This window comes from Sorangium sp. So ce726 (assembly GCF_051521405.1).
In the GTDB taxonomy this organism is placed as follows: Bacteria; Myxococcota_A; Polyangia; order Polyangiales; family Polyangiaceae; genus Sorangium.
Genome location: NZ_CP150349.1, coordinates 504,077 through 516,485, shown reverse-complemented (window position 1 = coordinate 516,485; position 12,409 = coordinate 504,077). Strand labels below are relative to the sequence as shown.

The following is a 12,409-nucleotide window of genomic DNA, read 5'->3' as shown; positions in this document are numbered from 1 at the left end:
AGATCGCTGCGCAAGGACTCCCCGCCCGGGCGCCAGATGTCATGGCCCTAACGAAATGGACCCGATCGAACCGGTAAGCACGTGACCACACACCCATGGTGCTCCTGTCGGCACACCCGGTGTTCGGCCACCGCTCCATTGTACACCAGGTGCTTCACGAGCGGTGGAACTGGATGCGTGTCGCAGGTCGATCCTTGAAACCCTCCTCGGGGTCGCACAAAGCCAGCGGAACACAGGCCCGCAGGCGCAAGAAGGGGCCAGTCAGTAATGGCGCATACATGTTGGGCCTGGAGGCGACGGCTCCTGACCGGACCGGACGACGTCGGCTTCCCTGCGGAGCCGGGGGCACCGCAGGAAATCGACGTCCGCCCTGCGCAGAGCTCTCTACCAGGCTGTCCTGGTCGTTCTTTGGAGGAGATCTACCAAGGGTCCTGCGCCCAGAACCTGCGCACGGCATCGAGCGTGGCGTCGAGCTGCTCGAAGTGCGGGAGACCCAGCGTCGGCGCGATGCGGGCGACCTCCACGCGTGCGTTCTGCCGCGTGAGCTCGTCGAGGCGGTCGAAACGCGAATACGGGTCACGATCGTGGAGGATCAGCGTGGCGACGGGTAGACGCGCATAGATGCGCTGGAGAGCGTCGTCCGTGAACAGGGCACCGGCGATGAACGCGAGGGGGGCCCGGTGGGCAAAAGGCTCCTTCGATGCGCTGATGGCATAGTCGACAAGGCCTGGATCCGGCGCGCCGACGAAGCTCTTCTTCAGGAACCAGCGAATGCTGGGCGGCGCAGCCAGCACACGAAAGAGCGCCTCCGCGACGTAGGGAACGCGCGAGACAGCCCGGAAGAGGGCGCTCGCGCCGGGAGGTTCACGGCCGAGCCCCGTCGGGGAGACGAGCACGAGGCTGTGCACAATGCTCATCTCCTCGCAGGCGACGGCGGCGGCGAACTCCGAGGAGAGGGAGAGCGCGATGACGTCGGCGCCGCCCGGCGCGCGGACCACGTCCGTGAGGAAGCGGCGCAGCGCGGCGCGGTAGAGCTCGCGATCGTACACGCGGTCCGCTCGCTCCGAGAGGCCGAAACCGGGAAGATCGAGCGCATAGACCGGCCGCTCGCCGCGGAGCGCATCGAACAGGGGCGCCATCTCCCGGGACGAGGCGGCCGCGTCGACCCCGTGCACGAGCACCACGGGGCGCCCGGCAGCGCGGGCGTCCACGTAATAGGCGAGGCGCCCCGCGCTCCACGTGTCCACGTGCCGTACCTCCGCGTCGAGCGCCGGGGCGAGGGGCGCGCGCTCCGCAGGGCGGAGCGCGCTCGGCACGAGCCGATCGACGAGCCCATCGAGGCTCATCGCGCGTGCGCTCATCACGTCTCCCCCGGCGGCAGCATCCCCTCGTTATCGGCACGCTCGAGGTCGGCGATGCTCGGATTCCTCGGCGCCGGACGCGACTTCACGCCGCCCTCGCCGGGCCTCGCCTCCTGGCTGGCATCGCTGCGCTTCTCGCGCTCGCGACGCTCTGCTTGACCGGCGATCTCCTGCGCTGCGCGCACCAGCCGGTCCAAACGATCCACCTCCAGCTGATGGCGAGCTCCATCGGGACCACCGTGCCGATCCTCGAAACGGTGGTGCCCAGCGTCAGCATGGCCATGAGACACCGCGCGATCAGGTCGAACTGTCATGCTCAGCTCCTTCCGCACGAGGTCAAAGCACGGACCGTGCCCCCGCGGACCGCGGCCCCAGCAGCGCTCGTCGAGCCGATACCGGGCTGAACAGGGGCCAAGACGCCTCGAATGTGACCATTTGCCTCGGTCACCCTCGTTATCCCCGGTGATGGCAGCAGGGGAAGCCGGTGACGAGCCGTATCACGAACGGATGGAACCGGGTCCTCGACGCGGATCCGGAGGGGACATCGTCGCCGGTCAACCTCGCTGTTGCTGCGCCGCCGACGCGGAGTTTGCGCGGGTGCTGGAAGGTCTGGCACGGAGGGAAAGGGCGGCCGGCCCGCGGCCGCGCCGGCGCTGGAAGCCGACGGGGCTGCCCGGCCGCGACTCCCGGGCTCCGGACGTCAGCCCGAGACTTCGAGCTTCCGGCCGGCCGGCTTGTTGATGTCGGCGAAGAAGTCGTTGCCCTTGTCGTCCACCACGATGAAGGCGGGGAAGTCCTCGACCTCGATCTTCCAGACCGCTTCCATGCCGAGCTCGGGGTACTCGAGCACCTCGACCTTCTTGATGCAGTCCTTCGCGAGGCGCGCGGCCGGACCGCCGATCGAGCCGAGGTAGAAGCCGCCGTGCTTCTTGCACGCCGCGGTGACGGCGGGCGAGCGGTTGCCCTTGGCGAGCATCACGTAGCTGCCGCCGTTCGCCTGGAAGAGGTCGACGTACGCGTCCATCCGGCCGGCCGTGGTGGGCCCGAACGAGCCGGAGGCGTAGCCCGCGGGCGTCTTCGCGGGGCCGGCGTAGTAGACCATGAACTCCTGCAGGTAGCTCGGCATGCCGTCGCCGCGATCGAGGCGCTCCTTGATCTTCGCGTGCGCGATGTCTCGCGCGACGATCATCGGGCCGCTCAGCGAGAGCCGCGTGCGGATGGGGTACTTCGAGAGCTCCGCGCGGATCTCGCTCATGGGACGGCGGAGGTCGAGCTTCACGACCTCGCCCTGGAGATCCGCGTCCGTGGTGTCGGGCAGGTACTTCGCGGGATCGGTCTCGAGCTGCTCGAGGAAGATGCCCTCGCGCGTGATCTTGCCGAGCGCCTGACGATCCGCAGAGCACGAGACGGCGATGCCGACAGGGCACGAGGCGCCGTGGCGCGGCAGGCGGATGACCCGCACGTCGTGGCAGAAGTACTTGCCCCCGAACTGCGCCCCGATCCCCGTCCGCTGCGCGAGCTCGAGCACCTTCTGCTCGAGCTCGCGGTCGCGGAAGCCGCGCCCGCGCGCGTTGCCGTCGGCCGGGAGCGTGTCGAGGTAGCGCGCCGAGGCGAGCTTCGCGACCTTGAGCGTGTACTCGGCCGACGTGCCGCCGACGACGATGGCGAGGTGGTACGGCGGGCACGCCGCGGTGCCGAGCGCGCGGATCTTCGCCTCGAGGAAGGACAGCAGGCTCTCCGGGTTCAGGAGCGCCTTGGTCTCCTGGTAAAGATAGCTCTTGTTCGCGGAGCCCCCGCCCTTCGCCATGAACAGGAGCTTGTAGGCGTCGCCGTCCGTCGCGAAGATCTCGATCTGCGCCGGGAGGTTGTCGTTCGTGTTGACCTCCCGGTACATGTCGAGCGGCGCGAGCTGCGAATAGCGCAGGTTCTGCTCGCGGTAGGTCTCGAAGACGCCGCGCGCGATCGCCGCCTCATCGCCGCCCCCCGTGAAGACGAGCTGGCCCTTCTTGCCCATGACGATGGCCGTGCCGGTGTCCTGGCACGACGGGAGCACGCCCCCCGCGGCGATGCTCGCGTTCTTGAGGAGCTCGAGGGCGACGAAGCGATCGTTCGAGGAGGCCTCGGGATCGCCGAGGATCCGCGCGAGCTGCGCGAGGTGACTGGGCCGGAGGAGGTGGGCGATGTCGCGCATCGCCTCGCGCGCGAGCAGGGTGAGCCCCTCCGGCTCGACCTTGAGGAACGTCGAGCCGGCGGCCTCGAAGGTCGAGACATGATCGCGGCTGACGAGGCGGTACGTGGTCTCGTCATGGCCGAGGGGGAGCATGTCCTGGTACTGAAAATCGGTCATCGTTCGGGTCTCCGGGGGAGCAGAGAGGCAGAGCGGCTGCGGGTCGCTCCTTCTTTGCATGGCTCCGGCCCCGGGCTCAACACCCACCCAGCGCCGGCCGTCACCCGGGGAGCTCGCGCTCGACGTCGCCGAGGACGGCCGAGATCGACCGCAGGAGCGGCTCCCGGGCGCTCCGCAGGAAGAAGTGTCCGCCGGGGAACATCTCGACCCGGAAGGCCCCGCGCGTGTGATGGCGCCAGCCTTCGAGATCGGCGCGGTCCGCGCGCTCGTCGTCGAGGCCCCCGAACACGGAGATGGGGCACTCGAGCGGGGCCCCCGGGACGAACGGCTCGACCTCGTTGACCGCGAAATCCGCGCGCAGGACAGGCAGGAAGAGCGCCAGGAGCTCCGGATCGCGCAGCACCTCGTCGGGCGTGCCCCCCATGCGGCGGATCCGCTCCAGAAACTCGGGCTCGGGCAGGCCGTGGAGCGGATCCGAGCCGGGAATGTGAGGCGGGCGCCGGCCCGACACGAAGAGGTGGCGCGGCAGCGGAGCACCCCGGCGGCGGAGCTCGCGCGCGAGCTCAAAGCAGACGAGCGCGCCGAGGCTGTGGCCATACAGGGCGAACGGCTTCGTGAGCCATGGCTCGAGCGCGGTGGCGAGGGCCTGGACGAGCGGCGTGAGGCGCTCGAACGGCGGCTCGCTCATGCGCGCCTCCCGGCCAGGGAGCTTGACCGCGCAGAGCTCGGTGTGCGCGGGGAGCTCGCGCCACCAGGCGCTGTAGATCGACGAGCCGCCGCCCGCATAAGGTGCACAGAAGAGGCGAAGCCGGGCAGCAGGGTTCGGCCGCGGCACGCCGACCCAGGGGTCGCGGCTCGGGCTGGAGGTCGTCATCACGGGGCGATCAGCGTAGCTCACCCCCGCGGCGCTCGCTCCCTACCATTTGCTGCCCAGGGCGACGCGGATGGTGGCGACCTTCCCCTGATCGAGGCCGAAGCCGAGGTCGTCGTCGAGCGCGATCAGCGCGCCGACGCGGGTGAAGGAGCCCTTCACGAGCGGCTCCCAGTCGACGAACGGCTCCGCCGCGAGCTGGGCTGAGTTGCTCGAGGAGAGAGGGAACGCCGCCTGAAGGCGCATGCCGATGCCAAAGTTCCCGAACGGGCGGAACGCGATCTCGTTTCCCTGCTCGATCACGGTCTTCGTGTCCTCCCCGTCCCGGGTCGGAAAGAAGACCTGACTCGCGAGATCGTGGGTGAGAAACAGGACCTTACCGACGTTGATCTCGGTCCCGACGCGCGCCCGGAAGGCCCAGTGCGCGAGCAGCACGCGCTGCGCATCGAAGTAAGCCCGCGCGGGGAAGTTCGCCACCGACGCGACCTCGAGCTCCGTGCCCGGGTGCGGGTGGAGCGGGATCGTCAAGCTCATGCCGCCGAAGAGCGCGAGGATGGGCAGCACGTTGGCAGCGTAGTGGAGGCCGAACGTGGGATTGCCGATGAAGAACTGGCTGTATCCTGCGCGGCTGGAGAACGGCCTGCCGAACAGGTCTGTCGACTGGGGGCCTGAGACGTCGCCGTAGACGAACGGGATCTCCGCGTCGAGGTGGAGACCCGCGAAGAGCTTGTACTGGGTGGCGGCGGTGATGGCGACGCCGAGCCGCGACGACTCCTCGACGGAGGCCTCTTCGCCGCCCGCCGCCGCGATCTCTCGCTGGTAAGACGAGCTGAGGACGTCGATCTCGAATCCGAACCGGCCTCCCTGGCTCTTCGCCCAACGCTCCTTCGTCTTGTCCGTGACGGGCTGCCGCGGCGCCGCCTCTTGCCCGAGCGCAGGCGCGGCCAGGGAGAGCATGAGGAACAGGGTCCCAAGAGACGCTTTGGTCGTGCTCACCTGGTGTCTCCCATCTCGTTCTTGACTCGCGGGCAGCGCGGGCGATGAACCACCTTGTCGCACCGTCGCCGCAGCGTCGCACGGGAGAGGCCCCATGACCGCGGCGATCGCCCGGATCAATGCAGCTCCAGCGCCCTGGATGCAAGCGTTTTGACCGTCGCGACCCTGCGACGCTCTGCGTCGGTCCTAGAAAGAGCCCGCGAGCTCGAGAGACGCAGGCGCGATCTTGAGCGTCACCGGAGGGGATGACGCGCGCTCTCCGTCGGCGCGCTCCGGGCCTGCACCAGCGACAGTGAGGTAGATCGAGATGCCGCCGGCGAGCACGGCGGCGCCCGCGAGCAGGTCGGTGGTGAGCGCGAGCGCCTTGCTCCTCGCCCGCGTTCGTTCGATGGCGCGGGCGTCGCCGGGATACCGATCGAGCTCCGCGACGAGGTCACCGGAGGCGCCGAGCGCGAGGACCCCGGTGGTGGCCGCGCCCACGGCGAGCGCGCCGGTCGCGAGCCAGGGGAACACGGGCACGCTGCGCTGCTGGCGAGGCGCGCGGTCCATCGGCAGCGCGCCCGGCGGCGCCGGTGGCGGAGCCGGCGCGCCGCCCGCGCCCTCGCCGGGCCCTTGCGGGGCTCGCGCTTCGGGGAGCTCGATCTTGAGCTGGACGTGATCGCCACCGGCCACATCGACGACCCTCAACACGGCCGGGCGGCCCGGCGCCTCGGCGACGATGCGGCGGCGCCCGGCGCTCATCAGAAGGGGCTCACGGAGCGGCGTCTTGCCCACCGGCACGCCGTCCACGGAGATCTCGACGTCCGGCGCCGAGGTCGAGATCTCCACCGTCGCGACGCGGCTCCGCAGGACGGCGATGTCCCGCTCCACCTCGGCCCGCCGGCCGCCCGGGATCTGCTCGCCACCGTCGGCGAGGTATCTCTCGAAGGCGCGCAGCGCGCAGGCGTAGTCCTTGAGCTGATAACACGTACCCGCGATGTTGAAGAGCACCTGATACGCGGGCGCGAGCTCGTAGGCGCGGCGAAACTCGGTGAGCGCAGCGCCATAATCAACCTCGTTGTAGAGCTCGACGCCTCGCCGGAAGCGGGCGTCGGCCTCCTCGGTCTTGTTACCGGCAGGCTGAGCGAACGCGCCGAGCGGGGCGCTGAGCACGATCGCGGCGCAGAGGGCGAGCGCTGTCGGGGTTTTCATCGGGCGTACGGGCTCTCCAGATCGATCCCCCCACGCTTCGGCTTCTGCTCGACGGAGGGCGGCGCAGGCGCGCTCGACGGCGGCGCGGCGGACGCAGGCGGCGCCGCGACGACGCCCGCCGGGGCGCCCCGACCGATGGGGGCGAATCTCCCTGGCTGCGCTTCCGGTCCGCTCTTCAGCAACGCGAGGCTCAAGAAGAGATCGTTGCTCGCCGTGATCTTCTCTTCCTGCGCGACGAAACCCGGCGCCTCCACACGGATGACGTGCACGCGGCCATCCCGGGCGAGGCGGCCCTCGTAGGCGCCGATCGACGTCGGGGAGCCGTCGATGGAGACCTTCGCGTCGACCGGCGTGACGCGGACGACGAGGCGGATGTCCTCCTCCTGCTTCGGAGAGGGCTCCGCCGCGGGCGGCGCGGCGATCTGCGCCTGGCGGTGATCGACCGCGGCGATCCGCCATGGCTGCGCGCGCAAGACCCCGACGCTCACGGTGCCCCCGATGGCGACGAAGGTGGCCGCGACCAGGTAGATGGTGCGGTTCGGGCGCGCGGCGCGCTCCTTCGCCTCGGTCGCGCTCACCGAGGGCACCATCGACGTCGCGTCCGAGGAATGGCTGATCGCCGCGGGCGCGGTCATGGTCGGTGTCGTCGACATCCGACCGGTGCCCAGCTTCGGCAGATCGGGCGTCAGCGTGACCCTCGGATAACTCCCGGTCCAGCGCACGCCGCGCAGCTGCTCCTCCACGACCTGCTTGATCCGCGCCCGGTCGTCCGCGAACTGGCTGGCCACGATCTCGCCGGCCTCCCGCGCGGTCATGCCCCGGTGGCGCTCGACGAGCCAGCGCTCGAGATCCGCCTGCAGCTCGGCCGCGGAGGCATAGCGGCCTTCGAGCGCAGGCGCGAGCGCCTTGTGGCAGATCCGCTCGATCTCGGGGTCAACATCGACCTTGGACGCTTCTTCCCTGAGGCTCGGAACCTCTCCGATGGCGAGCCGCCCGAGGATCGCGAGGTCGTTGAAGCCCTTCCACATGCGCCTCCGGGCGATCGCCTCCCAGAGGATCACACCCACCGAAAAGACGTCGGATCGCCGGTCAACGCGCTCTCCGCGCGCTTGCTCCGGCGACATATACGACACCTTTCCCTTGAGCATTCCGGTGCGCGTCTCTGTCAGCGAGTCGGCCGCCTTGGCGATCCCGAAGTCGACCACCTTGATCACGCCGTCATAGGTGACGAAGATGTTTTGCGGGCTCACGTCGCGGTGGACTACCTGGATCGGTGTTCCGTCGAAATCGCGCAAATTGTGCGCGTAATGGAGCCCGGCGAGCGCGTCGCACAGGACGCGCACCTGGAGCGGGAGCGGCACTTTGTCATGCCCCATACGGGCGCGAATGCTGCCGAGCGGCTGGCCGTCGAGGTACTCCATGGCGATGAAGAAGCGCGCCCCCTCATCCCCGACCTCGTACGTCTGCACGACGTTCGGATGATTCAATCGGGCCGCGAGGCGCGCCTCGTCGAGGAACATCGCGAGGATGTCGGCGTCCTCCACGAGCTCGGCACGCACCCGCTTCAGCACGACAAGCTTGTTGAATCCCGCGGGCCCCTGGGCGACCGCGAGGCAGACGTCGGCCATTCCGCCCCTGCCGATCTCGGCAATCGGGCGATATTTCCGCCAACCGTTGGGATCGCTGGGAGCGCTCATTCGACCTGTGCCGGATCGATCCCCAGAGGGAGGCCAGCCCGGGCGGGAGAATGCCCTCGAGCTGTTACCTCGAAGCGGCTGCCATGTGACGTTCTCGCGAATAGGATGGGCTCTTAGCACCGGTTTTCCCCACCTCCTGTCGACCGGACATCACGGTCCTACTTGACAGAAGCAATTCTATTTGTTCTCCTCTGCGCCAGATTCGAGCGCCCGCTTCAGCCCTGCTAGCGAGGACGGCCGTGGCGTTCGCAAAGCCCTCGATGTCCGCCGCGCAGAGCGGCGTGGTGGCCCAGCTCGCTCCAGAAGAGCGCCGGCGCGATGGTCCGGCCCCGGTCCTGGCGCACGACCATCTCTCCCGAACGCGCAGTGCCCGCCAGCGCTCGGCGCGGCGTCAACAGCCCTCTTTGCTATCGGGTCATTGCCATGAACCACAAGCGCCGTCTCGTCGACTCATCACCTGCCGCCGCCCTCGCGCTCGCCATGGGCGCGCTCGCCACGGGCGCCTTCGCGTGCTCGTTCATCATCGAGCAGCGGGATGTGCAATGCAATTCCGACGCGGATTGCGCGCAGTTCGACGGCGCCATCTGCAATCTCACGGACAGCATCTGCGTCCCCTCGTCGAGCGGCTCAGCCGGCGGCGAGGGCGGCAACCCGCCAATCGGGTGCACGTCGGCCGACAAGCCGACCGTCGAGATCGCCGGTGATATCACGGAGAATTTCACGCTTAAATGTGACAAGAATTATATCCTCAAGGGGCAGGTGAACGTCTCGGCCAAGGCGACGCTGACCATCGAGAAGGGCACGACCGTCCTCGGCGAGACGAACCCGCAGGTCCCCGCCGCCCTCGTGGTGCACCCCGGCTCCAAGCTCATCGCCGTGGGCACCAGGGATGAGCCCATCGTGTTCACGAGCAGCAAGCCCCCGAAGGATCGCATGCCCGGCGATTGGGGCGGCGTCATCCTCCTCGGCAACGCGCCGACCAACCACGTGGACGCGAACGGCACGCGCACCCCGGGCCAGATCGAGGGATTGACGAACAACGGGCAATACGGGGGCATCGACGAGAACGACTCGAGCGGCACGCTCAAATACGTGCGCATCGAGTACTCCGGCGTGAAGCTCGCGCCGAACAACGAGATCAATGGGCTCACCTTCGGCGGGGTCGGCAGGGGGACGATCATCGATTTCGTCCAGGTGAGGCACGTGTCCGACGACTGCTTCGAGTTCTTCGGGGGCACGGTGAACGCAAAGCACCTCGCCTGTCAGTACAGCGGCGACGACGCCTTTGACTGGGACCAAGGCTATCGCGGAAAGCTCCAGTTCCTCGTGGCGCAGCAGGACCCGGACATCGCGGAGGAGACGAACGGGTTCGAAGGGGACAACGACCCGCTCGCGCTCACGCCGGCGCTCGAGCCCAGGAGCGAGCCGACGATCTACAACGCGACGCTCTGCGGGAAAGGCGTGGACGTGGACAAGGAGCAGTACGGCATCCTCCTCCGCCGGTCGACGAAGGCGAACATCTTCAACACGATCGTCACGGGCTTCGAGTCGGGCCTCGACGTGCGCGACGCGGACCCCGAGCAGAACATATCGAGCTCGATCTTCTCCAATCTGGTGAATGACTTCGCCTACGCCGAGACGAGCGACGGGACAGGCATTCTTCAGGACGACGACGGCGGCTTCGATGAGATCGCGTTCCTGAGCGAGCCCGATCGGAAGAATCGGGAGGAGGACCCCGGTATCCAGGACTGCTTCAACCCGTCCGCGCCGGTCTTCGGTCCCGCGACGTCCCTGACCAAGGACGCGGCCGTGCCGCCGGACGACTTCTTCGACGCGGGCGCCGCGTTCATCGGCGCGTTCAAGGATGCGAGCGACACATGGGCCACCTCGGGGAAGTGGGCCGTGTGGAGCCCGAACTGAAGCACCTCCCCGGATTTTTCGGGGAAATTCACAGCTAGCGCGGGAGGCGCTCCAGCCGCCTGGCGAGGTTACCGCGCTCCACCGACTCCGCGCCCCCCCGCGCGCGCAGCGCGAGCGCGAGCACGCGCGGGAGATCGAGGGCCGCGCCGCGCGCGCGCATCTCCAGATAGGACCGCTCGTAATCGCGAGGGACCCGCAGCGACCAGTTGTGGTCGCCCACCGTCCCGGGCGTGTTGTAGATCTCCTTCATTCCGAGCAGATCGGCGAAGAAGACCATCACGTTCGACGCACGGCTGGCGAAGAGGTCGGCGAGCTTGGCCTGCGCCAGCGCGCGAGGGTCGGACGCGAGCGCGCGCGCCATCGCGCCCTCCTCGGCCGGCGAGGGCGCGAGGCGCGTCGCCAGGTACGCCGCCTGGCGCCCCAGCGCGGAGGCGCGCTCCCAGGTGTCGAGGAGCCTCCAGAGCGGCGGCGTGTCGTGGGTCCCCACCATGATCCAATCGGCGGGCGCGGCGTTCTCGCTGCGATAGACGTCCTTCGGGTTGTCGAGATCGGCCTTCTGCGTGACCCGGAAGCGCCCCAGCCCGTGCCGCTCAAGGACGGCCCCGAGCGGGAACGGGAGCGTGCTCAGGACCTCGCACACGACGTCGGAGATGGCTCGCCCGCGGGCCTCCGCGCAGCGCGCGATCGTGTCGAAAACGACGCTGTAGCGCCCGACCTGCTCCGGGGACAGCGAGGTGACCCAATCGTCAGCATACCGGGGCACGGCGCGGTTCAGCTGCCCAGGAGAGACGATGGCGTACCGCGCGAGCAACGGGTGCTCCGGCAGGTCGGGCGACGAGAAGAGCCGCGCCCCACCCTGGACGGCGCGGAGCGGATCGGGGGCGTCGGCGGCATAGACCCAGGGGCAGACAAGCCCGTGCGGGTGATCGAGGCGCACCCCGTCGAACTCGTCGAACATCTTGTCCATCCGCGCCCGGACGAGCGCGAGCCCGCCGGACGACGCGTCCGCGTACTGCGCAGGATCCAGGACAGGGTAGCTCCACACCTGGCCCTCCGGGTTGGTCCGGCTCGGCGGCGCCCCCATCAGATAGCCCTTGAGGAAGACCGATTGATAGGCCCAGGCATCCTGAGGCGAGTAGCCGATCTGCAGATCGCCGTAGAGCTTGAGCCCGAGATCGGCCGTCACCGTCCGGAGCGCCGCGTGCTGCTCATGCGCGAGGAGCTGGCAGAAGGCGTGGAAGCGGAGCTCGTCTCGGTACCGATCGAGGAGCGCTCTCCTGCGCTCACCGCACGCGATCACCTCGCCGGGGCCAGGCGCGTAGAGGCGCCGGTCCAGATCCGGCTCGCCAGACCAGCCGTGAAACCAGCCGCTCCGGTGCTCGGCGCAGAGGGGGCCGTAGAGCCCGTCCCGCTCGAGCCACGCCGCGTTCTGCCGCGTGAACGCGTCGAGGCGGCGCTCGAGGTCGCCAAGATCGCCAAGATCGCCGCGCCTCCGCCGACCCTCGAACGACGCATACGCCTCGCGGAGCGCGGCGCGCTGCGCGCGGTAGGCATGGCCGTGCTGCGCGCGAGCCTCGCTGCCAGGAGGCCGCCCGGCGACGATCTCCCGGAGCGACTCGGGGCGGAGGAGCGCGCCTGAGGGGCCATCCTCGACCAACCGGGCGAGCGCGATCGACAGCGTGCTCCGCGAGAAGGTGGTGCCGTCATACGGAGACGCGTTGTCGGCAGACGTCTCCCCCTGCGGCCCCAGCTGGACGCCGTTGAAGCCGAGATCCCTCACAAACCGGAGGAATCGGCGCCCCCCCTCGGTGTACGGAGAGCCGCGCCCGATGTCCTCGGCGTCGTCCGAGGGAAAGCTCGGATCGTGGATCGCGAGCACCAGATTGCGGATGCCCAGCAGCCGCAACGCGGCCCCGACGAGCCCGCTCTCGTCATCGCCCCATCGAGCCTCGGCCGGCGCCGCATCGCCCCTGTCGTCCCCGACGTCCTTCATCGTGGCAAGGTATAGCGATGAACGGATCGGACC

The 12,409-nt window shown here is 69.2% G+C and carries 9 protein-coding genes; 1 reads left to right on the top strand and 8 read right to left on the bottom strand.

Translation table 11 applies throughout. The features are described from left to right. Positions 1-419: 419 nt before the first annotated feature. The 7 genes from WME79_RS01900 to WME79_RS01870 form a co-directional block, all read right to left on the bottom strand. Entirely contained in the window at positions 420-1,361 is a 942-nt protein-coding gene (locus WME79_RS01900; RefSeq protein WP_437531273.1) for an alpha/beta fold hydrolase, read from the bottom strand. Continuing rightward, positions 1,361-1,567, bottom strand: coding sequence for a hypothetical protein (locus WME79_RS01895; RefSeq protein WP_437531272.1), 207 nt, complete (start codon positions 1,565-1,567; stop codon positions 1,361-1,363). The genes WME79_RS01900 and WME79_RS01895 overlap by 1 nt, the downstream gene beginning before the upstream one ends. Positions 1,568-2,061: 494 nt before the next feature. Further along, positions 2,062-3,708, bottom strand: a complete 1,647-nt coding sequence (locus WME79_RS01890) for a fumarate hydratase (protein WP_437531271.1) — start codon at positions 3,706-3,708, stop codon at positions 2,062-2,064. Between the two features lie 100 nt (positions 3,709-3,808). After that, positions 3,809-4,582, bottom strand: a complete 774-nt coding sequence (locus tag WME79_RS01885; protein WP_437531270.1) for a thioesterase II family protein — start codon at positions 4,580-4,582, stop codon at positions 3,809-3,811. A gap of 42 nt (positions 4,583-4,624) precedes the next feature. Further along, a complete protein-coding gene (locus WME79_RS01880; protein ID WP_437531269.1) occupies positions 4,625-5,575 on the bottom strand; it encodes a hypothetical protein in 951 nt (316 codons plus the stop codon). Positions 5,576-5,761: 186 nt separating this feature from the next. After that, a complete protein-coding gene (locus WME79_RS01875) occupies positions 5,762-6,766 on the bottom strand; it encodes a PEGA domain-containing protein (protein WP_437531268.1) in 1,005 nt (334 codons plus the stop codon). Further along, positions 6,763-8,463, bottom strand: a complete 1,701-nt coding sequence (locus tag WME79_RS01870) for a serine/threonine protein kinase (protein WP_437531267.1) — start codon at positions 8,461-8,463, stop codon at positions 6,763-6,765. Before WME79_RS01870 ends, WME79_RS01875 begins: the two co-directional genes overlap by 4 nt. A gap of 423 nt (positions 8,464-8,886) precedes the next feature. Between WME79_RS01870 and WME79_RS01865 the strand changes: the two genes are divergently transcribed. Next, entirely contained in the window at positions 8,887-10,383 is a 1,497-nt protein-coding gene (locus WME79_RS01865; protein ID WP_437531266.1) for a hypothetical protein, read from the top strand. Positions 10,384-10,417: 34 nt separating this feature from the next. On the opposite strand, the gene WME79_RS01860 is transcribed toward WME79_RS01865, so the two are convergent. Further along, positions 10,418-12,376 (bottom strand): 4-alpha-glucanotransferase, encoded by a 1,959-nt coding sequence (locus tag WME79_RS01860; protein ID WP_437531265.1) that lies wholly within the window; start codon positions 12,374-12,376, stop codon positions 10,418-10,420. Positions 12,377-12,409 lie beyond the last annotated feature (33 nt).

Bases quoted from the DNA above. Each gene is read 5' to 3' on its own strand.
- WME79_RS01870 (WP_437531267.1), bottom strand. From the start codon at position 8,463: ATGAGCGCTCCCAGCGATCCCAACGGTTGGCGGAAATATCGCCCGATT.
- WME79_RS01885 (WP_437531270.1), bottom strand. From the start codon at position 4,582: ATGACGACCTCCAGCCCGAGCCGCGACCCCTGGGTCGGCGTGCCGCGG.
- WME79_RS01860 (WP_437531265.1), bottom strand. From the start codon at position 12,376: ATGAAGGACGTCGGGGACGACAGGGGCGATGCGGCGCCGGCCGAGGCT.
- WME79_RS01875 (WP_437531268.1), bottom strand. From the start codon at position 6,766: ATGAAAACCCCGACAGCGCTCGCCCTCTGCGCCGCGATCGTGCTCAGC.
- WME79_RS01865 (WP_437531266.1), top strand. From the start codon at position 8,887: ATGAACCACAAGCGCCGTCTCGTCGACTCATCACCTGCCGCCGCCCTC.
- WME79_RS01890 (WP_437531271.1), bottom strand. From the start codon at position 3,708: ATGACCGATTTTCAGTACCAGGACATGCTCCCCCTCGGCCATGACGAG.
- WME79_RS01900 (WP_437531273.1), bottom strand. From the start codon at position 1,361: ATGAGCGCACGCGCGATGAGCCTCGATGGGCTCGTCGATCGGCTCGTG.